The following is a 24565-nucleotide window of genomic DNA, read 5'->3' on the forward strand; positions in this document are numbered from 1 at the left end:
TGGCCCGACACCCCATTTGTTTGATGCTATGATGCGGCGGGCCGTATTGTCCTCGTTCCGGTCAGTACGGCTGTGCTATGGCAAATTTTCAGGTAAATAACACAACATAAACGCCCCACTCTCCTCTCAGCGACGGCTGGCGGAACATCGCGGCTGATTTTCGGATCGGCTTATTCCGCTGGTGCGGCCAGGGAGTTCAAGGGGTTAAAAGGATGCTTTTCTATGCTTGCTACTGTTACCCGACTGTTCCCCCTCTGGGCAGTCCTGCTCTCCGTCGCCGCCTATTACACGCCGACCACCTTTACCGGCATCGGGCCTTACGTCACCTATCTGCTGATGCTGATTATGTTCGGCATGGGCGTGACGCTGAACGTGGATGATTTTAAGCGCGTGCTGACCCGCCCGGCCCCGGTGATTGCCGGCACCTTCCTGCACTATCTGGTGATGCCGCTGGCGGCATGGGCGCTGGCCAAACTCTTTAATATGCCGCCCGATCTTTCTGCCGGGATGATTCTGGTGGGCAGCGTGGCGAGCGGTACGGCGTCAAACGTGATGATCTATCTGGCGAAGGGTGATGTGGCGCTGTCGGTGACCATCTCTTCCGTCTCCGCGCTGGTGGGCGTGTTTGCCACCCCGCTGCTGACCAAGTTCTACGTCGATACGCATATTCAGGTCGATGTGGTGGGCATGCTGCTCAGCATCGTGAAAATCGTGGTGGTACCAATTGGCCTGGGTCTGATTATCCATCACACCCTGAACGGCGTGGTGAAGCGCGTGGAACCGTATCTGCCGGCGTTTTCGATGGTCTGTATTCTGCTGATTATCAGCGCGGTGGTCGCAGGCAGCCAGAGCTTTATCGGCTCGGTTGGTCTGGTGGTGATTATTGCGGTGATCCTGCACAACGCCATTGGCCTGCTGGGCGGCTACTGGGGCGGCAAGCTGTTTGGCTTCGATGAGTCCACCTGCCGCACGCTGGCGCTGGAAGTGGGGATGCAGAACTCCGGCCTGGCGGCAACACTGGGCAAGCTGTACTTCTCCCCGCTGGCGGCCCTGCCGGGCGCGCTGTTCTCGGTCTGGCACAACCTGTCTGGTTCGCTGCTGGCCGGTTACTGGTCAGGCAAAACGATCAAAGACAAGAAGAAGTAACGGCCCTTCACAACGGGCCACTCTCCGGGTGAGAGTGGCCTGCTTCAGCACCCTTTCCTCGCTGACCCGCTCAGCACAGTTCCAGATGCACCTCATGCTGCTCAATGGTTTTCATGATTTCCGGCGGCGGCGCTTCATCGGTAAACAGATAATCAATCAGATTCATGCTGCCCAGATTCACCATCGCGTTACGGCCAAACTTGGAGTGGTCCGCTACCAGCATCACGCAGCGTGAGTTCTCAATAATCGCCCGCTTGGTGCGCACTTCGTGGTAGTCAAAGTCCAGCAGTGAACCGTCCAGATCGATGCCGCTGATGCCCAAAATGCCGTAATCCAGGCGGAACTGGGAAATATAGTCGAGCGTTGCCTCACCCATAATCCCGCCATCGCGGGTGCGCACTTCGCCCCCAGCGAGGATCAGGCGGAAATCGGGCTTGGCCATCAGCAGCACCGCCACGTTCAGATTGTTGGTGACGATGCGCAGATTGCTGTGGTTCATTAGCGCGTGGGCCACCGCTTCCGGCGTGGTGCCGATATCGATAAACAGCGAAGCCCCATCGGGGATCTGGCTGGCAACTCGCTGGGCGATGCGCGCTTTCTCCGCAGACCACATCATTTTGCGATCCTGCCAGGCGGTATTTTCCGAGCTGGACGGCAGTGCAGCACCGCCGTGGTGGCGATGAATTTTATTCTGCTCGGCCAGATCGTTTAAATCACGGCGGATAGTTTGCGGACTGACGGCAAAATGCTCCACCAGCTCTTCGGTACTGACATAACCCTGGCGACGCACCAGCTCGATAATCGCGTCATGACGCTGTGTCTGCTTCAAAAGAGTTCCCCTGTTATCGTTTTTTCTGACGGGTGTCGACAAACGCCATTGCCAGCCCCACCAGCAGCCCGGCAATGTGGCTTGGCAGGCCGGTATTCGCCCCAAATACGCCCGTTGCTTCCAGCACCACCCACACGACAAAGATGCCCATCAGCCCGCCGCCGATATTTAGCGGACTGCGCTCGTCGCGCATCGCGTGCAGCCAGGCATAGGCAACCAGCGCATGATCAACGCCAGACAGCCCGCCGAACCAGAAGCCGTTAAAGCGGGACTGCGCGAAGCCGCACAGCAGCGCGGAGATTAGCGCGATGGTAAACAGCTTACCGCTGCCGAGCTGTTTTTCGATGCGCCCGCCGATATAAAACCACCACAGCAGGTTAATCAGCAGCGCAAGCAGCGAGAAGTTCATCAGCACGTGGCTGAACCAGCGCCATACCTGGAAATGCTGCATGCTGTCTTTCGGCCAGCCGAGCCAGGCAATCGCCTGTGCATAGCCGCCCAGCGCAATCAGCAGGTAGACCAGTATGGATGCCACACTCACACCGATGGTTAGGGGCCCGGCCATCTCCTTCAGCCGTTCTTTCAGCGGCGGTCCGGCAGGCCTGACGTACTGAATGCCACTGTCGGTGTTTTCGGTTTTCCAGCTCGCCGCCTGATAGCGCGGATGATCCGGCTCGCGAATAAACTGGTTAAGTTCGTTTTCGACCACGCTTAACTGAGATTCATCATCCAGCCACAGCGTGTAGCCGCCTTCCTGCTCAATACGCAGCGTAACGCCGCGCGTCGCCATGTAGTCAACAAACGCCTGCGCCAGGCGCAGATGGGTAAATTGGGTGATGCGCATAATTGAAGGCAGATTCCCTGTGGTTTAAAACGAGAGCGGCAGTATACCCGGTCACACCGACGCGTGCAGGATCAACGGCTTCCACCGCCGCACGTCGGTCAGCGAGCGTCAGATTCTACCTGCTGCGGAAACGCGGTGTACCAGGCGTCAAAACCGCCGTCGATGCTGTAGGCCTCAGCAAACCCCTGGTTCAGCAGATACTGGGCGGCCCCCTTGCTGCTGTTACCGTGGTAGCACATCACCAGCACCGCACCGCTCAGATCGGCAGTGGCCATCAGGGCGGGCAGCGAGTCATTGGTCAGGTGGAAAGCGCCGGTCGCATGCGCCGCAGAGAAGCTTTGCGGATCGCGGATATCAACCAGCAGGGTTTGACCTTCGGCCAGCTTCTGCCGGGCTTCCTGGACGTTGATACACTCAAATTGTTCCATGGTGGGGTCTCGTTAACAGTCAAAAATCGCAAAATAAATCCTATTGTAGCCTGAAGCAGGCACGCTTTAACCAGACTTATCCTGAGTAATTTGCGTAATTGTTAATACAATTATGTTACCTGCATCACGCATAAATGTTTTTATCCGGTTAACGCTGGCGTCAATGTTGGTTTGCGATTACTATAATGCTCGAAAACGAACATTATTGAACGATTCCGAACATCGGAGGAGATGACGTGGAAATCAAAGACCTGATCGTAATCGGCGGCGGTATTAACGGCGCGGGTATTGCGGCCGATGCAGCCGGACGCGGATTGTCGGTGCTGATGCTGGAGGCCCAGGACCTCGCCTGCGCTACCTCTTCCGCCAGTTCTAAACTCATCCACGGTGGCCTGCGCTATCTGGAACACTATGAATTCCGTCTGGTCAGCGAAGCGCTGGCCGAGCGTGAAGTCCTGCTCAAGATGGCCCCGCATATCGCCTTCCCGATGCGCTTCCGCCTGCCGCACCGCCCGCATCTGCGCCCGGCCTGGATGATCCGTATTGGCCTGTTTATGTACGATCATCTCGGTAAGCGTACCAGCCTGCCGGGAAGTAAAGGTTTGCGTTTTGGTGCAGAATCGGTACTTAACACTGAAATCGTGCGCGGTTTCGAATATTCCGACTGCTGGGTGGACGATGCCCGCCTGGTGGTGCTCAACGCTCAGGAAATTGAGAAACGCGGCGGAGAAGTGCGCACCCGCACCCGCGTGACCAAAGCCTGGCGTGAAAACGGCCTGTGGACCGTGGAAGCCGAAGATATCGACAGCGGTAAAGTTCACACCTGGCAGGCGAAGGGCCTGGTCAACGCCGCCGGTCCGTGGGTAAAACAGCTGTTCGATGACGGGCTGAAGCTGAAATCCCCTTACGGTATCCGCCTGATTAAAGGCAGCCATATCGTGGTGCCGCGCGTGCATACCCAGAAGCAGGCCTATATCCTGCAGAACGAAGATCACCGCATTGTGTTCGTCATCCCATGGATGGATGAGTTCTCGATCATCGGCACCACCGACGTGGAGTACAAGGGCGATCCGAAAGACGTCAAAATCGACGACAACGAGATCGACTATCTGCTGAAGGTTTTCAACGCCCACTTTAAGAAAACGCTGGCGAAGGACGATATCGTCTGGACCTATTCCGGCGTGCGCCCGCTGTGCGATGACGAGTCCGATTCTCCGCAGGCGATTACCCGCGACTATACGCTGGACGTGCACGACGAGCAGGGACAGGCGCCGCTGCTGTCGGTATTCGGCGGCAAGCTGACTACCTACCGCAAGCTGGCCGAGCATGCGATGGAGAAGCTCAGCAAATACTACCCGGGTATCGGTGCCGCATGGACCAAAACCTGCGTGCTGCCGGGCGGGGATTTTGCCGGCAGCCGTGAAGATTACGCGGCCAGCCTGCGCCGCCGCTATCCGTTTATCACCGAAGAGATGGCCCGTCACTATGCCCGCACCTACGGCAGCAGCAGCGAGCTGTTCCTGAAAGAGGCGAAAAGCCTGGATGATTTGGGCGAGCTGTTTGGCCACCACTTCTACGAGGCGGAGCTGCGTTATCTGGTGCAGAAAGAGTGGGTTCGCACTAAAGAAGATGCAATATGGCGCCGGACGAAAGAAGGTATGTGGCTGAACGCGCAGCAGCAGGCGCGCGTTGCCGAGTGGCTGGAACAGCACGCCAAGCCTGTACTGTCGCTGGTGTCCTGAACGCTGCCGGTTGAAATCGGCTGGCGTACCAGAACCGAATCACGCTCCCCTTATCTGATAAGGGGCTGAGCGCTGCAAACAAAAAGGGCGACCGCCAGACAGCGGTCGCCTTTTTTTCCCCGACGCTCTACAGACGGATGGGCTGAATGCCCCAAATTTCGTCCGCATACTCCTGGATGGTGCGATCCGAAGAGAAATATCCCATACCGGCGATATTAATCAGCGCCCGTCGCGTCCACTCGTCCTTATTGCGATACAGCTTATCGACCTTATCCTGGGTATCGACGTAGCTGCGGTAGTCGGCCAGCAGCTGATAGTGATCGCCGAGGTTAACCAGTGAATCGAAAATATTACGGTAGCGGTTTGGCTCCTGCGGACTGAACGTTCCGGTGGCGATCTGCGTCAATACCTGATGCAGCTCCGCATCCTGCTCGTAGTATTTATGCGAGCTGTAGCCATTATTGCGCAACGCCTCGACCTGCGGCGTGGTGTTGCCGAAGATAAAGATATTCTCTTCCCCCACGTGCTCCTGCATCTCGACGTTAGCGCCGTCCAGCGTGCCGATGGTCAGTGCACCGTTCAGAGCAAACTTCATATTACTGGTGCCGGAGGCCTCCGTACCGGCCAGCGAAATCTGCTCGGAGAGATCGGCCGCCGGAATGATGATCTGCGCCAGGCTGACGCCGTAGTTAGGAATAAACACCACCTTCAGCCGGTTCTTCACCTGCGGATCGCTGTTGATCACCTTCGCCACATCGTTAATCAGATGAATGATGTGCTTGGCCATGTAATAGGCCGAGGCGGCTTTACCGGCGAAGATGCAGACGCGCGGCACCCAGTCGGCATCCGGATCCGCTTTAATGCGGTTGTAGCGGGTGATCACGTGCAGCACATTCAACAGCTGCCGCTTGTATTCGTGGATGCGCTTGATCTGCACGTCGAACATGGCGTGCGGGTCGACGACGATATCCAGCTTCTGGGCGATAAACACCGCCAGCCGTTTTTTGTTTGCCAGTTTGGCATCGCGAATCTTGCCAATGAAATTCGGGTAATCAATATGCTGCTTCAGCTCTTCCAGCTGGCTGAGCTCGGTGCGCCAGGTGCGGCCAATCGCCTCGTCCAGCACGTTGGACAGCGCCGGGTTAGCCAGCGCCAGCCAGCGGCGCGGCGTCACGCCGTTGGTTTTATTGCAGAAACGGCCCGGGAAGAGTTTGGCGAAATCGGCAAACAGTGACTGCACCATCAGGTTAGAGTGCAGCTCTGAGACGCCGTTCACCTTGTGGCTCACCACCACCGCCAGCCACGCCATACGTACCTTGCGGCCGTTATTTTCATCAATGATCGAGATGCGCGACAGCAGCTCCCAGTCCTCCGGGTACTGATCCTGAATAGTTTTCAGGAAGTAGTCGTTAATCTCAAAGATAATCTGCAGATGGCGCGGCAGGATCTTGCCAATCATATCCACCGGCCACGTTTCCAGCGCTTCCTGCATCAGCGTGTGGTTGGTGTAGGAAAACACCTGGCAGGCCACGCCGAACGCGTCGTCCCAGCTGAATTTGCTCTCATCGATCAGCACGCGCATCAGCTCAGGGATGGCCAGCACCGGATGGGTATCATTCAGGTGGATGGCGATTTTATCCGCCAGATTGTCGAAGGTCTGATGCATCGCCCAGTGGCGATGGAGGATATCCTGCACCGTGGAGGACACCAGGAAATACTCCTGACGCAGGCGCAGCTCGCGGCCTGAATAGGTCGAATCATCGGGGTACAGCACGCGGGACACGTTTTCCGAATGGTTTTTATCTTCCACCGCCGCGAAGTAATCCCCCTGGTTAAACTTGCCGAGATTGATTTCGTTACTGGCCTGCGCGCCCCACAGCCGCAGCGTGTTGGTGGCATCGGTATCAAACCCGGGGATGATCTGATCGTAGGCCATAGCCAGCACTTCTTCCGTTTCGACCCAGCGTGAACGGCTGCCTTCCTGCTGGATACGCCCGCCAAAGCGCACCTTGTAGCGGGTGTTGAAGCGCTGAAACTCCCACGGGTTGCCGTATTCCAGCCAGTAGTCCGGGGATTCCGCCTGCTGGCCGTCGACGATATTCTGCTTAAACATACCGTAGTCGTAGCGGATGCCGTAGCCGCGCCCCGGCAGGCCAAGCGTGGCAAGTGAGTCCAGGAAACAGGCCGCCAGGCGGCCCAGACCGCCGTTTCCCAGTCCGGGATCGCTCTCTTCTTCGATCAGTTCTTCAAGGTTGAAGCCCATCTCTTCCAGCGCCGTCTGCGCATCCTCATAAATCCCCATAGCCAGCAGAGCGTTGGATAAGGTGCGGCCAACCAGAAACTCCATCGACAGGTAGTAAACCTGCCGGACATCCTGCGACAGCTGGGCACGATTTGAACGCAGCCAGCGCTCCACCATACGATCGCGTACCGCCAGTAATGTGGCGTTAAGCCACTCGTGTTTATTGGCAATCGACGGATCTTTACCAATGGTAAACATCAGCTTATAGGCAATTGAGTGCTTGAGTGCATCCACGCTGAGCGTCGGTGAGGCATAGGAGAAAGGTGCGTTCATATCAGTTTCCCTTCATCAGGTTACAACAAACGTTGATAGAGATCGCGGTAGGCCACAGCAGCCACCTGCCAGCTAAAATCCATCCCCATGGCCTGGCGCTGAACATAGCGCCAGAGCGAAGGACGGGACCAGAGGACGAAAGCACGTCGGATAGCGCGCAGCAGTGACCACGCGTTGCTATCTTCGAACACAAAACCGCTGGCGATCCCGTCTGCCAGGTTCTCCAGCGAACAATCGTTAACCGTATCGGCCAGGCCACCAGTGCGCCGTACCAGCGGCAGGGTGCCGTATTTCAGTCCGTAGAGCTGAGTCAGGCCGCAGGGCTCAAAGCGGCTGGGCACCAGAATTACGTCCGCGCCGCCCATAATGCGGTGGGAGAACGCCTCGTGATAGCCGATCTGCACGCCCACCTGGCCCGGGTACTCGGCGGCGGCGGCCAGGAATCCCTGCTGCAGGACCGCATCTCCGGCCCCCAGCAGCACCAGCTGGCCGCCCTGCTCCAGCAGGCCCGGTAGCGCCTCCAGCACCAGATCCAGCCCTTTTTGTTTGGTCAGGCGACTGACTACGGCAAAAATCGGTGCCTTCTCGTCAATTTTCAGACCCATGGCGATTTGCAGCTGGCGCTTGTTCTCCACCTTCGAATCGAGAACATCGCGGTTGTAGCGCGCCGTCAGCAACGGGTCGTGCTGCGGATCCCAGATAGCCGGATCGACGCCGTTCAGGATGCCGCTCAGCCGACCTTCCAGCTGGCGCTGCTTCAACAGGTCTTCCATGCCGTAGCCAAACTCCGGCTGGGTGATTTCCTGGGCATATGTCGGGCTGACCGCCGTGATATGGTCGGCGTAAAACAACCCGGCTTTGAGATAGGAGATTTGGCCAAAAAACTCCAGGCCGTACATATTGAAAAACGAACGCGGCAGCTGGATCTGCTCCAGATGGTTTGCGTTAAACAGCCCCTGATACGCCAGGTTGTGCACGGTAAACACCGACTTCGCCGGGCGGCCACGGGCGGCCAGATAGGCACACGTCAGACCGGCGTGCCAGTCGTGGGCGTGAACCACATCGGGACGCCAGAATGTGTCCAGACCACAGGCCATTTCACAGCCCATCCAGCCCAGTAGCGCAAAGCGCAGATAGTTATCGGTGTAGGCAAACTGTGACTCGTCGTGATACGGACTGCCCGGTCTGTCGTAAAGACCCGGCGCGTCGATCAGGTAGATCCCCACCCCGTCATAATGCCCGAACAGCAGTTCGACATAACCGGCGAAGGTTTGCAGTTTCGCCACCACCACCGCATCGACAATCCCTTTTTTCAGATCGGGGAAGGCCGGAAGTAACACGCGCGTATCAATTCCCGCTGCAATCTGCGCCGCCGGTAATGCCCCAACAACATCAGCAAGCCCGCCGGTTTTCAGCAGCGGGAAAATCTCTGAACAGACATGTAACACCTGCATTATCGGCTCCTTAACAGTGCCAGAGCGTGATGCCGTCAGGGCACCACGCGTTTCCGCCTAGCTGATCCAGCCGAGCTTCGCCAGCATGGTCCTTGTGACCAGAACAATCCCCTCTTCCGATCGGTGGAAACGCCGGGCATCATCGTCCGGGTTTTCGCCAATCACCGTCCCTTCTGGCAGCACGCAGGCGCGGTCGATCACGCAGCGGCGCAGGCGGCAGGATCGTCCTACCTCCACATCCGGCAGTAATACCGACGACTCAATATTGCAGAAGGAGTTAATTCGAACGCGGGAGAACAGCACCGAGTTCACTACCACCGAGCCGGAGATAATGCAGCCCCCCGACACCAGTGAATTCATCGTCATACCGTGGCTGCCGGAGCGATCCTGGACAAATTTCGCCGGCGGCAGGGGTTCCATATGGGTGCGAATCGGCCATGTGCTGTCGTACATGTCCAGCTCCGGCGTCACCGAGGCCAGATCGAGATTCGCCTTCCAGTAGGCTTCCAGCGTACCGACGTCGCGCCAGTATGGCTCGCTAGGTTCCCCACTTTGTACGCAGGAAAGATTAAAGGAGTGAGCGAGCGCTTCGCCGCTGGCCACGATCTTCGGCAGCAGATCTTTGCCGAAGTCGTGGTCGGACTCCGGCAGCTCCTGATCCGCTTCCAGCAGACCGTAAAGATAGGCGGCGTCAAACACATAGATGCCCATGCTGGCCAGCGCCTTGCTGTCATCACCGGGCATCGACGGCGGATCGGCGGGTTTCTCAAGAAACTCCACCACGCGGTTATTTTCATCCACCTTCATCACACCGAATGAACTGGCTTCTTCCAGCGGCACCGGCAGGCAGGCAATGGTGCAGCGCGCGTCATTTTCGACGTGGTCAAGCAGCATGCGCGAGTAGTCCATTTTGTAGATATGGTCACCCGCCAGAATCACGATGTACTGTGCGCGATAGCGTCGGATGATATCCAGGTTCTGCGTGACCGCATCCGCGGTGCCGCGATACCAGTGCTCGGTCGACAGCCGCTGCTGCGCAGGCAGAAGATCGACGAACTCATTCATCTCTTCATTCAGGAATGACCAGCCGCGCTGAATGTGCTGTACCAGCGTATGCGACTGATACTGGGTGATCACCGCGATCCGGCGGATCCCTGAATTCAGGCAGTTGGAGAGCGCGAAGTCGATAATGCGAAACTTCCCGCCGAAGTGAACCGCCGGTTTGGCGCGCTTGGCGGTAAGATCGCGCAGTCGCGTACCGCGTCCGCCCGCGAGGATGAGGGCAACAGTTTGCGTTGGCAGTTGTCTTGCCAGCATCAGGGAATCATTCTTATCTAATTTGGCCATGCCTTACTCCTGATATGATTTTTCCTGGAACACACACACACCATGCACTGCACCATGCCAGACAGTTGACAGTATCGGGTTATCCTCCCCGGCAAACGGCGGTATGGCCCGCCATTGCCCCGGAGGTAGCACCAGATCGCACACTTCTTCGGTGGCATTGAGCACGATCAGCCAGTGCTGTGAAAGCCGGATCTGCAAACGATGCGCTCCCTGCTGCCATTCACTGGCGCTGAGCGGCTGACCCTGGTAATTCAGCCACTCGACGTTTCCATCGCCCTCCTGCCACCAGCGATCGACCTGTAGCGCCGGAATACGACGCCTGAGATGAATTAACGCGGCGGTGAAGGAAAACAACCCGCTATCGTGATGCCGCCAGTCAAGCCAGGTCAGCGGGTTATCCTGGCAATAGGCATTATTATTTCCGTGCTGGCTGTGGCCGTGTTCATCACCCGCCAGCAGCATGGGCGTTCCCTGCGCCAGCAGCAGCGTGGTCAGCAGCGCGTGTACGCTGCGGCGGCGATGCTCCACGATCAGCAGCGGCGCACGCAGCCCTTCAACGCCGTGGTTATGGCTGAAGTTGCTGCTGCTGCCGTCACGGTTGTCTTCACCGTTGGCCTCATTGTGCTTCTGGTTGAAGCTGACCACATCACGCAGGGTAAAGCCGTCGTGCGCGGTAATCAGATTAATGCTGCTGGAAGGCGGCCGCCCGTCGTGCTGGAAAACATCGCTGGAACCGGCAAACCGCCGGGCAAACTCGCCGTTGGACAGCTCACCGTGCAGCCAGTAGCGGCGGGCGGCATCGCGGAAGTGATCGTTCCATTCGGCAAACGGCGGAGGGAAATTCCCCACCTGATAGCCGCCCGGCCCGATATCCCAGGGTTCGGCGATCGTTTTGCACTGCGAGAGCAGCGGATCGGCGGCAATCGCCTGGAACAGCGGTGCATCGCGCCGATAATCCGGCGTACGGCCCAGCACCGTGGCCAGGTCGAAGCGGAAGCCGTCAACGTGGCACACCTCCACCCAGTAACGCAGGCAGTCGAGCACCCACGCCATCACCTGCGGATGGCTGAGGTTTTGCGTATTGCCGCAGCCGGTCCAGTTTTGGTATTCACCCTGCCCGGTCAGCCAGTAATAGCTCGGGTTATCAATGCCGCGCATCGACAGCATCGGGCCGGTTTCTTCCAGCTCCGCCGTGTGGTTAAACACCACGTCCAGAATCACCTCAATGCCCGCCCGATGCAGCGCCTTCACCGCCTGCTGGAACTCTTCGCGCGCGTTATGCCCGGCAGCATAGCGCGTATCCAGCGCATAGCAGGCCAGCGGGTTGTAGCCCCAGTAGTTGGTCAGCCCCATGCGCAGCAGGCGCGGTTCGCTGGCGAAGCAGGCGACCGGCAGCAGTTCAAGGCTGGTGATCCCCAGCCGCTGAAAATAGGCAATCATCACCGGATGCCCCAGCGCTGCGTAGGTACCGCGGATCTCCGGCGGCAGATCGGGATGCTGGCAGGTCAGGCCACGAACGTGCGCCTCGTAAATTACCGTGCTGCCCCAGGGAACCCGTGGCGCGGTGTCATCCTCCCAGTCGTAGTCATCGGCCAGCACCACGCATTTCGGCGCAATGCAGCCGCTGTCCACGGCATCCGGCACCTGTTCGCCGCACTGGAAGCGGGGATCGTCGGTCACCTCACCCTGCACCTCGTGCGCGCAGGGATCCACCAGCAGCTTCGCCGGGTTAAACCGCTGGCCCAACTCCGGCGCCCACGGGCCGTGTACCCGATAGCCGTAGCGCTGTCCCGGATGGATCGCCGGCAGATAGCCGTGCCAGATGTCGCCGGTGCGCGCGGGCAGATCGATACGTTTTTCGCCACCGCCGGCATCAAACAGGCACAGCTCCACGCGCTCGGCGTGCTGAGAGAACAGCGTAAAGTTCACGCCTTTGCCGTCATAGCTGGCCCCGAGAGGCTGCGGTTTACCCGAGCGTATCGGTGCCATTACGCCTCCCGCACCAGCCACAGGGTGGAAAGCGGCGGCAGCGTCAGGCTCAGCGAGTGGCTGCGGCCATGGCTTCCCCAGTCATCGGTCTCGATGGTGCCGCAGTTGCCGAGATTGCCGCCGTGATAGTGGCCCGAATCGGTGTTCAGTACTTCACGCCAGCGCCCGCCCTGCGAGACGCCAAAGCGATAGTCATAGCGCGGTACAGGGGTAAAATTGCTGGCGACGATCAGTTCGTTGCCGTCGCGGTCGCGGCGCACATACACAAACACCGAGTTTTCAAAGTCATCCACCACCAGCCACTCAAACCCGGCGGGTTCGAAGTCGAGCTGATAAAGCGCAGGCTGCGCGCGGTAGGTATGGTTAAGATCGCGCACCAGCCGCTGCACGCCGTTATGCCAGCTATCGCCGCCCTCCAGCAGGTGCCAGTCCAGGCTGCTGTCGTGATCCCACTCGCGTCCCTGGGCAAATTCGTTACCCATAAACAGCAGCTTTTTGCCGGGGAAGCCAAACATCCAGCCGTAATAGGCGCGCAGGTTGGCGAACTTCTGCCAGGCATCGCCCGGCATACGGTCGAGAATCGATCGTTTGCCGTGCACCACTTCATCATGCGACAGCGGCAGCACAAAGTTTTCGGTGTAGTTGTAGAGCATGCCGAAGGTCAGTAAATCGTGATGATAGCGGCGGTGAACCGGGTCCAGCTTCATATAGTCGAGCGTGTCGTGCATCCAGCCGAGGTTCCACTTGAACCAGAAGCCCAGACCGCCCATTTCCGGCGGCCGTGAGACGCCGTTAAAGTCCGTCGACTCTTCAGCAACGGTGATGGAACCCGGCGCGGCATGACCCAGCGTGCGGTTGGTGTAGCGCAGGAAGGAGATCGCCTCCAGATTTTCCCGCCCGCCGTAGTAGTTAGGTACCCATTCACCTTCGGCGCGGCTGTAGTCGCGATAAATCATCGAGGCGACGGCATCCACGCGCAGGCCGTCGATGCCAAAACGTTCGATCCAGTACAGCGCATTGCCCGCCAGGTAGTTGCTCACTTCCCGGCGGCCAAAATTATAAATCAGGGTATTCCAGTCCTGGTGATAGCCCTCGCGCGGATCGCTGTGCTCGTAGAGGTGGGTGCCGTCAAAGTTCGACAGGCCAAACTCGTCCGACGGAAAGTGCCCCGGCACCCAGTCGAGCAGCACGTTAAGCCCGGCGTTGTGCGCCGCGGCGACAAACGAGCGGAACTCGTCGCGGGTACCAAAACGCCGGGTAGGTGCGTACATGCCCAGCGGCTGATAGCCCCAGCTGCCGTCGAAAGGATGCTCGTTAATCGGCATTAGCTCCAGATGGGTAAACCCCATCTCCACGGCATAGGGAACCAGCTGTTCCTCCAACTCTTTGTAGCTTAGCCAGAAGTTGTTATCAGTATGGCGACGCCAGGACCCCAGATGCACCTCATAAATTGAGATCGGGACATCAAAGCCGTTAGCACGCTGGCGTTCGGGGGAAATTTCGGTCTTTTCCGGCAGGCCGCAAATCATTGAGGCGGTCTGCGGCCGCATCTGGGCCTCAAAGGCGTACGGGTCGGCCTTCATCCGCAGCTGGCCGTGGGCATCAACGATTTCGAATTTATACAGCTGGCCCGGGCGGGCGGCCGGAATAAACAGCTCCCATACGCCCTGCTCACGGCGGAAGCGCATCGGATGACGGCGACCGTCCCAGTAGTTGAACTCGCCCACCACCGAAACGCGCTGGGCATTCGGTGCCCAGACGGCGAAGCGCGTGCCGATTACGCCATCAATCACATCGGCGTGCGCACCCATTTTCTCGTAGGGCCGCAGGTGCGTGCCTTCCGCCAGCAGCCAGCTGTCCATTTCGGGCAGCAGCGGGCCAAACCGGTAGGCATCATCAATCAGGTTTTGCTGGCCGTGCCACGTCACTGCCAGCTGATAACGAAACATATTCTTACGGCGGGGGATCACCGCCTGGAAAAAACCGCGTCCGTCCAGGCACTCCAGCTGTGCGCATTTACGTCCGGTGCTGGTTTCAATCACCCAGACTTCACTGGCGTCCGGCAGCAGTGCGCGAACCACCAGACCTTTATCAGTCTGATGCATACCCAAAAGAGAAAAAGGGTCAGCGAGGTGACCAGAAAGTAAAGCATTAATCACACGACGATCGGCAAGCTCTGACATGACTTTCTTCCCTTGATAGACGGCAGGCGATGACCGGACGTGTTAACAACGTCGGGACATACTCTGCTCTTCATTGAGCTTAATGGCATGCTGCCAGGGAGGTGACCATCCGCTGGAAAAACCACCGCAGCACGCGAGAATAAACCCTTAAGCGAAACTTTTATTTGCTGGTGGAACAACGACTGATTTAAGCATAGCCAGGTGACAACAATAGCCGGGTACGAAAGCGTAAAAATATTTCTTTCACATCAAACTGTACTGCTGTTAGGGCGTAAGGCAGGAACGTCAGAAGCTTCTTAGACGCCAGTTGGGAAAGCCCCGAATCAGGCGGGAAAACTCAAAACGGTGGATCGGATATTCAGAAAACGGGTAATAACAAATAATGCCGTAAGTGATAATGACTGAATTAAAATATAACAAAAGGATACGTTCCCCTGCCGCAGGCGACAGGGGAACGCGCAGCCGTTTAGCCGACCAGCAGGCGCAGCATACGGCGCAGCGGTTCAGCCGCGCCCCACAGCAGCTGATCGCCAACGGTGAAGGCGGAAAGATATTCCGGCCCCATATTCAGCTTACGCAGGCGACCCACCGGGGTGTTCAGCGTGCCGGTAACCGCAGCAGGCGTCAGCTCACGCATGGTCAGCTCACGATCGTTCGGCACCACCTTCACCCACTCGTTGTGGGAAGACAGCAGCTGGGTAATCTCATCCAGTGGCACGTCTTTCTTCAGCTTCAGCGTAAACGCCTGGCTGTGGCAGCGCAGCGCGCCGACGCGCACGCACAGGCCGTCGACCGGGATCACGCTGTCGGTACGCAGGATTTTGTTGGTTTCCGCCTGGCCTTTCCACTCTTCGCGGCTCTGGCCGTTATCCAGCTGCTTATCGATCCATGGGATCAGGCTGCCGGCCAGCGGTACGCCGAAGTTATCGGTTGGCAGGGTGCCGCTGCGGGTCAGTTCGGTCACGCGGCGCTCGATATCGAGAATGGCCGATGCCGGGTTGTGCAGTTCTTTTGCCACGTGGTCATGCAGCATGCCCATCTGGGCCAGCAGTTCGCGCATATGGCGCGCGCCGCCGCCGGACGCCGCCTGATAGGTAGCAACGGACGCCCACTCCACCAGATCGTTGGCAAACAGGCCGCCCAGCGACATCAGCATCAGGCTGACGGTGCAGTTACCGCCGACGAAGGTTTTAATGCCGTTGTTCAGGCCGTCGTGGATAACCTGGTGGTTTACCGGGTCGAGGATAATAATCGCATCGTCCTTCATGCGCAGCGTGGAAGCCGCGTCAATCCAGTAACCCTGCCAGCCCGCGGCACGCAGTTTTGGATAAACGTCGCTGGTGTAATCGCCACCCTGGCAGGTGATGATGATATCCAGCGCGCTCAGCGCATCGATATCAAACGCATCCTGCAGCGTACCGGCAGAGCGGCCGCCGAACTCCGGCGCGGCCTGGCCGTGCTGGGAAGTGGAGAAAAACACCGGGCGCACAACGTCAAAGTCACGCTCTTCGATCATACGCTGCATCAGCACGGAACCAACCATGCCACGCCAACCGACAAGTCCTACAGTTTTCATATCTACCTTTACCTCGGGCCCGCACTGATAACGCCCGTAATTCAGTTAAATTCACCGGGATGTACTCTGTCCAAATCTACAAGGTGCAGCAAAAGTGGCAAGTGAATTAAATCGATTGAGGGGATTTTTTTAGCAGAGGGACTAATAATCCACGGCAGACGGCGTGAGACAGGTGGATTAACGGGGGTGTCTGATAACGGCAACAACCCTATTATCGTTGTTAAATCAGCGTTCAGAGCGGGTTTTACCGAGGATTATAGGGGTTTTGGCGTATCAGGAGCCGAAACCTCGTCATACGGCGGTAATATGCAGAATTCAGCAGGGGCAGCAAAAAAATCGCCGCCCCTGAATGAATTACGACAGCAGCTCGAACGCGATCATGCCGATAATCGCCCCGACGGTACCGAGGATGGTTTCCATCATCGTCCAGGTCTTCAGCGTTTGCCCTTCCGTTGCGCCGGTAAAGCGGCCAAACAGCCAGAAACCGGCGTCGTTGACGTGGCTAAAGATAATCGAGCCGCCGGCAATACAGATCGACAGCGCGGCGAGCTGCGCACCGGAATAATGCAGCGGCTCAATCACCGGCATAATCAGCCCGACGGCGGTCAGGCAGGCTACGGTCGCCGAGCCCTGAATAATACGCACCGCGCCGGAGAGCACGAAGCAGGCCAGCGCAACCGGCAGACCCGCGCCGGTCAGCGCATTGCCCAATGCCGGGCCGACGCCGGAATCCACCAGCACCTGTTTAAACACGCCACCGGCACCGATCACCAGCAGGATGATCCCCGCCGGCTGCAGTGCAGCGCCGCAGATCTGCATCACGCGCTCTTTATCCATGCCCTGGCGGTAGGCCAGGCCGTAAATCGCCACCAGGCAGGCCAGCAGGATCGCGGTAAACGGGTGGCCGATAAATTCCAGCCACTCATACAGGCGGGAGCCGGATTCGGTAAAGCGTGCGCCGATGGTTTTCAGCCCCACCAGCACCAGCGGGAACAGGATCAGCGACAGGCTGAAGCCAAACGACGGCAGTTTACTTTCATCAAATTCGGGATGTTCGCTCTCCGCCGGCGGCGTGAACTGCACGTGCTGGCTGATCAAGCGGCCAAATAGCGGACCGGCAATCAGCATGCCCGGGATTGCCGCACACAGCCCCAACAGGATCATCCAGCCGAAGTCCGCGTGCATCTGCGAGGCCAGCAGCATCGGTGCAGGCCCCGGCAGCAGGAACGCCGCGGCTGCCGCAACCCCGGCAAACAGCGGAATCACCAGCTTCACCAGGTTATCCCCGGTGCGGCGCGCGACGGCGAAGGCGATGCTGATCAGCAGCACCACCGCCACTTCGAAGAACAGCGGCAAAGCGCAGATCAGTCCGGCAATGCCCATCGCATAGTGCGCACGGCTTTCGCCGAAGGCTTTCAGCATGCGGATGGCGATCTGATCGACCGCGCCGGTTTCATGCAGGATCTTGCCAAACATCGCCCCCAGCGCCACGACGATGGCGAGGAAGCCGAGCGTGCCGCCCATCCCTTTTTCCATCGTCTGGGCGATTTTATCCAGCGGCATGCCGGAAAACACACCGGCACCAATCGACACTAACATCAGCGCCACGAAGGCGTGCATGCGCGCCTTCATCACTAAAAACAGCAGCAGTAATACCGAACCTGCTGCGGTCAAAACCAGTGTTGCAGTACTCATTACACCCTACTTACTTCGTCTTGTTGATGGCACCGTCAATGGCTTTCAGCGTTGAGGCAATGACGTCATCAAGGGACTGATTAATATCAACAACCAGCACATCTTTCTCTTCGCTACCCGGCTCTTCCAGCGTAGCGAACTGGGTGACCAGCATCTGCGGCTTGAAGAAATGGCCTTTGCGCGCGCGCAGGCGGGATTCAATGGTGTCGAAATCGCCCTTCAGGTAGACGAAGGACAGGTTCTGGTTTCCTTCGCGCAGGATATCGCGGTAGTGCTTTTTCAGCGCCGAGCAGACGATCAGCGACACGTCGTTGGTGCGCTGCATGGCGAACGCGGCGTCGTTAATCGACTTCAACCAAGGTTTACGGTCGGTGTCATCCAGCGGATGGCCCCCGGCCATTTTTTCAATATTGGCGCGCGGATGCAGGAAATCGCCGTCCAGGAACGCGGCTTTCAGTTCATGTGCAACGGCATTGGCCACGGCGGATTTGCCGCTGCCGGATACGCCCATCAGTACGAATACGTGATTGGACGGGGTCGATGAGGTCATTATTTTTGCTCCGTCAGAGTCTATAGCAGGTGTGAACGGCAATTTGTTATCGGTAACATTGTCTGGTGCTGTACAAATTATGGCAACAGCTGCGGCGGGAAAAGCTGGTAAATGTGAGGAACTTCAAAGAAACGGTAAATTCAGAGGGAAAGAGGCACAAACAGATAACGGACGCGGATGCGCCCGTTGGGGTTAAATGCTTTCGCCGACGGAGAGCGTAAAGCCGATATCCCGTGGACCGCCATCGACCTCTTCACCGCGAATGCGCGCCAGCAGCATCGTGGCGGCTTCTTTGCCCATCTGCTCGCGCGGGGTCTGCACGGTAGCCAGACGAGGCGTGGTCGCTTTGGCAATATCGTGGCCGTGAAAACCGGCGATCGCCATCTGTTCCGGCACCCGCAGCCCCTGCCGCTGGCACTCAAACATCGCGCCCACCGCCAGGTCATCGTTGGTACAGAACAGGCTGTCGGTCTGCGGGTAGCGCTTCTGCGCCTCGCGCAGCAGCATCGCGCCGGCGGTAAACGACGAGGCGGCCTCCATCATCACGGTTTTGGGTTCCAGCCCGGCTTCGCGCATCGCCTGCGCATAGCCGCGCTCTTTTTGCAGGGTACGTTCGTCCAGCCGCGCGCCGAGGTAAACCGGGTGCCGGTGGCCGCGCTGCAAAATGGCCTGGGTCATCTGCCGCGCCGCCTCGACGTTGTCGAATCCCACCGCCATATCCAGGCAGGGAGAAACGCTGTCCATCATCTCAATCACCGGAATCCCGGCGGTTTCGATCATCCGCAGGCTGGCAGCGGTATGGGTGCGTTCGGTGAGGATCAGGCCGTCGATATTCCAGCCCAGCAGGGAGCGCAGCTGCAGCTCTTCTTTCTCCGGACTGTAGCCGAAGTGGCCGACCAGCGTCTGGTAGCCCGCCGCATCGGTCACGGTTTCAATGCCGCGCAGCACGTCGGCAAACACCTGGTTGGTCAGCGACGGCAGCAGAACGCCAATCGCCCGGCTGGTGGCGTTGGAAAGCATATCCGGCGCGCGGTTAGGAATGTAGCCCAGCTCGTCCAGCGCGGCGGCAATTTTACCCTGCAGCGCGGCGGAAACCTGCTCGGGGTTACGCAGATAGCGGCTGACGGTCATTTTAGTGATGCCGATGCGATCGGCAACATCCTGTAGTACCGGTCTTTTTTTCTTCATTAGGCTTCAGCTGGTTGGTCGGTATCCGGCTGAGTGTAACAAAAATGCGGGGGAAAGAGAGAAAGGGCGCGGTTCCCCGCGCCCAAAGTGTGATGCAGCTATCTTCGACTAACTTAAACCGGCGGCAGATCGAACAGCAGGATCTCAGCGTCGCTGCTGGCGGTAATCTCCAGAGTCGCTTCATCCCAAATGGCAAACGCATCGCTGGTGGTCGCCGCTTCTCCATTGACGGTGACATCGCCCTTCACCACCTGGATCCAGATCTTGCGGCCTTCCGCGACGTCTGCCGTGCCCTGTTCGCCCGCTTTAAACGCCCAGCGGGACAGCGTCATATCCTGGTAAACCTTCAGTGAACCGTCGCGCGCATCCGGCGACAGCACCAGCTGACGGCCCTGCACATCATCAAAGCGGCGCTGTGCGTAGCGTGGTTCGATGCCGTTTTTCTCCGGGATAATCCAGATCTGATACAGGTGCAGCGGCACGTCTTTGCTGCCGTTGTACTCGGAATGACGTACGCCGGTGCCCGCACTCATAATCTGGAACTCACCCGCCGGGATCTGCTCTTTATTGCCCATGCTGTCCTGATGCTCCACGGTGCCGGAAAGCACGTAGGTCAGGATCTCCATATCTTTATGCGGATGGGTGCCAAAACCCTGACCGCCATCGATCACGTCTTCGTTAATCACCCGCAGCGCGGAGAAGCCCATAAAGTTGGCATCGTAATAGTTAGCGAAAGAGAACGTGTGGTAGCTGTCCAGCCAGCCGTGGTTTGCGTGGCCCCGATCCTGTGCTTTACGTAAGTAGATCATATTCAATTCTCCTCAATGTTTTAACGTAGTCTGCGCCGGATCGGGTCGTGTTGATAGCGGAGAAAATTGTCTCCTCTGTTCAAATTATTCGATGAAATAGTGGCGATAGCATCAGTCAGGTTGGAATAGCGGCAACAAAGCGACAGCGCTATTCACGACGACAGAAGAAATGGCTTCAGCAGGGAAATCTGCACCGAACCGGGAATGAGTAACTGGGAATGGGTAACTGGGTAAGATTGGATGAGTTGGGCGAAACGCAGGCAAAAAAAAAGCCAGCACCCGAGCTGGCTAAGAAACACTGGAAGCAATGTGAGCAATGTCGTGCCTTCTCAGCCAGTAGCAGAGCTCTGCTGAAAACGCATAGCAATAATAATCATTATCATTCGCACTTGTAAAGCTCTTTTCTGATTATTTTTACTTGATTTGATGATAAAAAACCCTGATTTTAAAGAGGTTTTCTAACACTAAGGAGAGTAAAGGTGAGTGAGATTATCGTTCGACACGCCGAGCCTGATGACGCTGCGGCGCTGCATCAGATGTACAGCCAGCCGGAAACCTACAGCGATACGCTTCAGCTCCCTTACCCTTCACTACAGCGCTGGCAGGAGAAGCTAAAAAATACGCCGGACGGGCAGCATATGCTGGTGGCCTGCATTGACGGCCAGATCGTCGGCCAGTGCTTTGTGGCGCTGAATACCCCGGCGCGCCGCCGCCATACGGCGACATTTAGCCTGGGCGTGGACGCTCGCCATCGTGGCAAGGGCGTGGCGAAGGCGATGATGACGGCGATAGTCGATCTCTGCGACAGCTGGCTGCAGGTGGATCGTATTGAACTCACCGTGTACGCCGATAATCAGGCGGCCATCGCGCTGTATGAGAAATTTGGCTTCGTGACCGAAGGCCGCGGCGTTCGCTTCGGCGTGCGCAACGGCGTGCAGGTCGATGCGCTGTTTATGGCGCGTCTGAAAGAGTGAATCCAGCGGGTGACGCCTACAGGTTAAAGGGCGTCACCACGTTCACCCGCGAGAACACCCCCGCTTCCTCTTCCGGCGGCAAAAAGCCGTGAAAGCGCAGGATCGCCTGGAGCGCAGTGCGGGCATCGGCGCGCAGATCGTGATCGATCACCGCATCCAGCTGCCGTTCGGCCAGCATTTCCCGATTTTCCTCATCCAGATCGTGGGCAATAAACGCGCGCAGCGAGCGCTGCTGGCTGGTAAACGCGCGAAAGATAGCCCGGTTGCCACCGCCGACGCAGTAAACCGCGCTGATGGCCGGATCGCTGACCAGCGCGTCGCTCACTCGCTCAAACGTCAGGCTGTCGACGCCGTAGCCCTCGCTGATACGCACCACATTATGCTGCGGCGCGAGCTGGCGCAGCCCGTCGCTAAACCCCGCCACCCGCTCCTCTTCACCGCGAAATCCCGCGCTGCTGAGTACCACCGCTACCGAATGAGGCTGCGGCCCCAGCCAGCGCGACAGCAGATAAGCCGCCGTGCGCCCCGCGCTGCCGTTATCCATGCCCACATAGCGAATACGCGCGCTGTCGGGCAGATCGGTGACCAGCGTCACCACCGGCACCCGTTGATGCAGCAACTCCTCCACGCTGGCGTTCAGCGGCGACTCATCGCTGACCTTGAGGATCACCCCGTAGCTGTCGCTGCCACAGCGCAGTAAAAGCTGCCGTAGCGACTTTGCATCGATCTGCTCGAAGACGTGAAAGCGCAGCATCAGGCGAAACGGTGCCAGGCTGCCGAGCTGGCTGAGCAGCGCGGCGCTGACCAGCGAACTGAAGCGCTCGGGGGTATGCAGCACCACGTCGATATTCAGCGTTCTGCCGCTGGCCAGATTCACCCGCTGCTGTAGCTCAAGATCGCGGATGGCGGCGGCAATTCGCCGTTCGGTCTGCGGATGTACGCTGCCGCGTTTGTGCAGCGCGCGATCCACCGTCGCCTTGCTGACGCCCGACTGCGCGGCGATCTGTTTAATAGAGAACTTCATAATTTGAGGTCTTTTTGAGGTCATCGGCGCGTGTTGTTAAAAAAATGTAAGTGATAAGGTGGTTAAGAGCAAATGTTCCTCACCCTGTATCCGACAAAAAACTATAAAGGCGCTTAATCATGAGTTCAGACTTCAACAGGCAGTTTCAGGACAAAGTGTATGTGGTGACCGGCGGTACCCAGGGCCTGGGCGCAGCGGTGGCCGAGCTGCTGGCGGAACGCGGCGCGCGCGGCCTGATTATCTGCGGGCGTAACGCGCGAGCAGGTGAAGAGCAGGTGGCGAAACTGCGTGCGCTGGGCTGCGACGCCGGATTTGTCGCCGCCGACCTGACCGATCCACACTCCTGCGAGCAGGTGATCGCCGCCGCGGAAAGCCGCTTCGGCGTGCTGCACGGCCTGGTCAACTGCGCCGGGATGTCCGATCGCGGCACCATCCTCAACACCACCCCGGAGTTGTTTGACGCCATTTTTGCTGTCAACGTCCGCGCACCGTTCTTCCTGATGCAGGCAGCGATCAAACTGATGGTGGCGAACGGCACGGAAGGCAGCATCGTCAACATCATCACCATGACCTCCCACGGCGGCCAAAGCTTCCTCACCACCTACGCTGCCTCCAAAGGCGCGCTGGTGACACTGACCAAAAACGTCGCATTCAGCGCCATGCGCAACCGCATTCGGGTCAACGGCCTGAACATCGGCTGGATGGATACCCCGCACGAGGATGATATTCAGAAGCAGTATCACCAGGCCTCCGATGGCTGGCTGGAGAAAGCCGAGCGCGAGCAGCCGTTTGGCCGCCTGCTGAAGCCGCGTGAAGTGGCGCGCGGCGTGGCGTTTTTACTCTCTGAAGAGTCCGGGATGATGACCGGTGCGGTGATCGATTTCGATCAGAACGTCGTGGGCTGTGGCGACGACGGCGCGCCAAAACCCCAGCAGCCGCTGAGCCTGTAAGGAGCCGTTATGAACGCTATCTATCTACAGGAAAAGCAGCTGAAGGTTGATGATTTTGCGGCGGTTTGCCGCCAGACGCTGCGCCAGGACGATTATCCGTTGGCACAGAGCAGCGAGCTGAACGTGCTGATTTACCGCGCCGATTCGCTGTTAAGCGCCGCGCGCGACGATCGTAAAGCGGTGCTGAGCGAGCTGCACCGCGCGCTCTCTTCCGGACCCGGCGTGTTCGTGGTGAAAGGGCTGTATGACAACCTGGCGGCGGTGGACCGCAGCAGCCAGCTTTTCGAAGAGATTCTGCAAGACGAAGCGGCAGCGGGCGGCGGTGGCGATCACTTCGCCAAAGCGGGCAGCAACGGCCGCATCTGGAACGCGCTGCAAAAGGTGGCAGAGCGCGACGCCGACGCCTTTATTGACTACTACGACAATCCGCTGCTGGCAATTATCTGCGAAAGCTGGCTGGGGCCGGGCTACGAGATCACCGCCCAGGTGAATCAGGTGCGTCCCGGCGGTAAGGCACAGCAGCCGCATCGCGATTATCACCTCGGTTTTCAGAGCAACGAAGTGGTCGAGCAGTTCCCGCTGCCGCTGCAAAAACTGTCACAGTACCTGACGTTGCAGGGTGCGGTGGCGCACACCGAGATGCAGCTGGAATCCGGCCCGACCCAGCTGCTGCCGTGGTCGCAGCAGTACCAGGCGGGCTATCTGGCCTGGCGGGATCCGCAGTTTATTGATTATTTCCAGCAGCATGCCATCCAGCTGCCGCTGCACAAGGGCGACGGCCTGTTCTTTAACCCGGCGCTGTTCCATGCGGCGGGCAATAACGTCACGCAGGATCGCGTGCGCACCGCCAACCTGCTGCAGGTGTCATCCAGCTTTGGCAAAGCCATGGAGAAGGTCAACCATATCAAGGTGCTGCAGAGTATCTATCCGGCCCTGCTTCAGCGCGAACTGCCGGAAGATAAACTCAGTGCGGTTATCGCATCCGCCGCGGAGGGCTACTCATTTCCAACCAATCTGGATACCGATCCGCCGCTGGGCGGGCTGGTGCCGCAGACTCAGCAGGCCCTGCTGTTACAGGCGTTGCAGGAGAAGTGGACGCCGGTGCATTTCAACCAGCAGCTGGCCGAGCATACGCAGAAACGCCAGGCCTGATACCGGGACTGGTGCCCGACTTCGTGACTGACATAGCAGCCAACAGGGAAGTGAACGATTTTGCCCTGATGGAATTGTATGCGGTGCTGATTTAGCCGCTCAATCACCCC

At 58.5% G+C, this 24565-nt stretch carries 19 protein-coding genes; 5 read left to right on the top strand and 14 right to left on the bottom strand.

The window, feature by feature from the left end; translation table 11 throughout:
* Window positions 1-222: 222 nt before the first annotated feature.
* Window positions 223-1146, top strand: coding sequence for a ketopantoate/pantoate/pantothenate transporter PanS (gene panS / locus EC836_RS08600; protein ID WP_123332045.1), 924 nt, complete (start codon window positions 223-225; stop codon window positions 1144-1146).
* 70 nt (window positions 1147-1216) lie between these two features.
* Here panS and EC836_RS08605 read toward each other — a convergent pair whose 3' ends face one another.
* From EC836_RS08605 to glpE, 3 genes are all read right to left on the bottom strand, one after another.
* Window positions 1217-1975, bottom strand: coding sequence for a DeoR/GlpR family transcriptional regulator (locus tag EC836_RS08605; protein WP_123332047.1), 759 nt, complete (start codon window positions 1973-1975; stop codon window positions 1217-1219).
* A 13-nt stretch (window positions 1976-1988) separates the two neighbouring features.
* Window positions 1989-2819: a rhomboid family intramembrane serine protease GlpG gene (glpG, locus tag EC836_RS08610; protein ID WP_123332049.1), complete on the bottom strand. Its 831-nt coding sequence runs from the start codon at window positions 2817-2819 to the stop codon at window positions 1989-1991.
* A 98-nt stretch (window positions 2820-2917) separates the two neighbouring features.
* Window positions 2918-3247 (bottom strand): thiosulfate sulfurtransferase GlpE, encoded by a 330-nt coding sequence (glpE, locus tag EC836_RS08615; protein ID WP_123332051.1) that lies wholly within the window; start codon window positions 3245-3247, stop codon window positions 2918-2920.
* A gap of 236 nt (window positions 3248-3483) precedes the next feature.
* Here glpE and glpD point away from each other — a divergent pair, with 236 nt between their 5' ends.
* Complete coding sequence (gene glpD / locus EC836_RS08620; protein ID WP_123332053.1) at window positions 3484-4989, top strand: glycerol-3-phosphate dehydrogenase; 1506 nt, start codon at window positions 3484-3486, stop codon at window positions 4987-4989.
* 127 nt (window positions 4990-5116) lie between these two features.
* On the opposite strand, the gene glgP is transcribed toward glpD, so the two are convergent.
* From glgP to EC836_RS08665, 10 genes are all read right to left on the bottom strand, one after another.
* Window positions 5117-7564: a glycogen phosphorylase gene (gene glgP, locus EC836_RS08625; RefSeq protein ID WP_123332055.1), complete on the bottom strand. Its 2448-nt coding sequence runs from the start codon at window positions 7562-7564 to the stop codon at window positions 5117-5119.
* 20 nt (window positions 7565-7584) lie between these two features.
* Window positions 7585-9018, bottom strand: a complete 1434-nt coding sequence (gene glgA, locus EC836_RS08630; protein WP_123332057.1) for a glycogen synthase GlgA — start codon at window positions 9016-9018, stop codon at window positions 7585-7587.
* A gap of 57 nt (window positions 9019-9075) precedes the next feature.
* Entirely contained in the window at window positions 9076-10365 is a 1290-nt protein-coding gene (gene glgC / locus EC836_RS24820; RefSeq protein WP_199735081.1) for a glucose-1-phosphate adenylyltransferase, read from the bottom strand.
* Window positions 10366-10368: 3 nt separating this feature from the next.
* Entirely contained in the window at window positions 10369-12354 is a 1986-nt protein-coding gene (gene glgX, locus EC836_RS24825; RefSeq protein ID WP_199735088.1) for a glycogen debranching protein GlgX, read from the bottom strand.
* Window positions 12354-14537: a 1,4-alpha-glucan branching enzyme gene (gene glgB / locus EC836_RS08640; RefSeq protein ID WP_123332059.1), complete on the bottom strand. Its 2184-nt coding sequence runs from the start codon at window positions 14535-14537 to the stop codon at window positions 12354-12356. The genes glgX and glgB overlap by 1 nt, the downstream gene beginning before the upstream one ends.
* Window positions 14538-15003: 466 nt before the next feature.
* Window positions 15004-16113 carry an aspartate-semialdehyde dehydrogenase gene (gene asd, locus EC836_RS08645; RefSeq protein ID WP_123332061.1) on the bottom strand — a complete coding sequence of 370 codons (1110 nt, stop codon included), beginning with the start codon at window positions 16111-16113 and terminating at the stop codon, window positions 15004-15006.
* 354 nt (window positions 16114-16467) lie between these two features.
* Window positions 16468-17808 (bottom strand): gluconate transporter, encoded by a 1341-nt coding sequence (gntU, locus tag EC836_RS08650; protein WP_123332063.1) that lies wholly within the window; start codon window positions 17806-17808, stop codon window positions 16468-16470.
* A 10-nt stretch (window positions 17809-17818) separates the two neighbouring features.
* The gene (gene gntK / locus EC836_RS08655) at window positions 17819-18358 is read right to left on the bottom strand and encodes a gluconokinase (protein WP_123332065.1); all 540 of its coding nucleotides are present in this window, start codon (window positions 18356-18358) and stop codon (window positions 17819-17821) included.
* A 192-nt stretch (window positions 18359-18550) separates the two neighbouring features.
* A complete protein-coding gene (gene gntR, locus EC836_RS08660; protein ID WP_123332067.1) occupies window positions 18551-19546 on the bottom strand; it encodes a gluconate operon transcriptional repressor GntR in 996 nt (331 codons plus the stop codon).
* Window positions 19547-19659: 113 nt separating this feature from the next.
* Window positions 19660-20355 carry a pirin family protein gene (locus tag EC836_RS08665; protein ID WP_123332068.1) on the bottom strand — a complete coding sequence of 232 codons (696 nt, stop codon included), beginning with the start codon at window positions 20353-20355 and terminating at the stop codon, window positions 19660-19662.
* 479 nt (window positions 20356-20834) lie between these two features.
* Here EC836_RS08665 and EC836_RS08675 point away from each other — a divergent pair, with 479 nt between their 5' ends.
* Complete coding sequence (locus EC836_RS08675; RefSeq protein ID WP_123332074.1) at window positions 20835-21329, top strand: GNAT family N-acetyltransferase; 495 nt, start codon at window positions 20835-20837, stop codon at window positions 21327-21329.
* Between the two features lie 16 nt (window positions 21330-21345).
* On the opposite strand, the gene EC836_RS08680 is transcribed toward EC836_RS08675, so the two are convergent.
* A complete protein-coding gene (locus EC836_RS08680) occupies window positions 21346-22353 on the bottom strand; it encodes a LacI family DNA-binding transcriptional regulator (RefSeq protein WP_123332076.1) in 1008 nt (335 codons plus the stop codon).
* 119 nt (window positions 22354-22472) lie between these two features.
* Between EC836_RS08680 and EC836_RS08685 the strand changes: the two genes are divergently transcribed.
* Window positions 22473-23303, top strand: a complete 831-nt coding sequence (locus EC836_RS08685; RefSeq protein ID WP_123332078.1) for an SDR family oxidoreductase — start codon at window positions 22473-22475, stop codon at window positions 23301-23303.
* Window positions 23304-23312: 9 nt separating this feature from the next.
* The gene (locus tag EC836_RS08690; RefSeq protein WP_123332080.1) at window positions 23313-24455 is read left to right on the top strand and encodes a phytanoyl-CoA dioxygenase family protein; all 1143 of its coding nucleotides are present in this window, start codon (window positions 23313-23315) and stop codon (window positions 24453-24455) included.
* Window positions 24456-24565: the final 110 nt, after the last annotated feature.

Source organism: Erwinia sp. JUb26 (assembly GCF_003751505.1).
Taxonomy (GTDB): domain Bacteria; phylum Pseudomonadota; class Gammaproteobacteria; order Enterobacterales; family Enterobacteriaceae; genus Erwinia.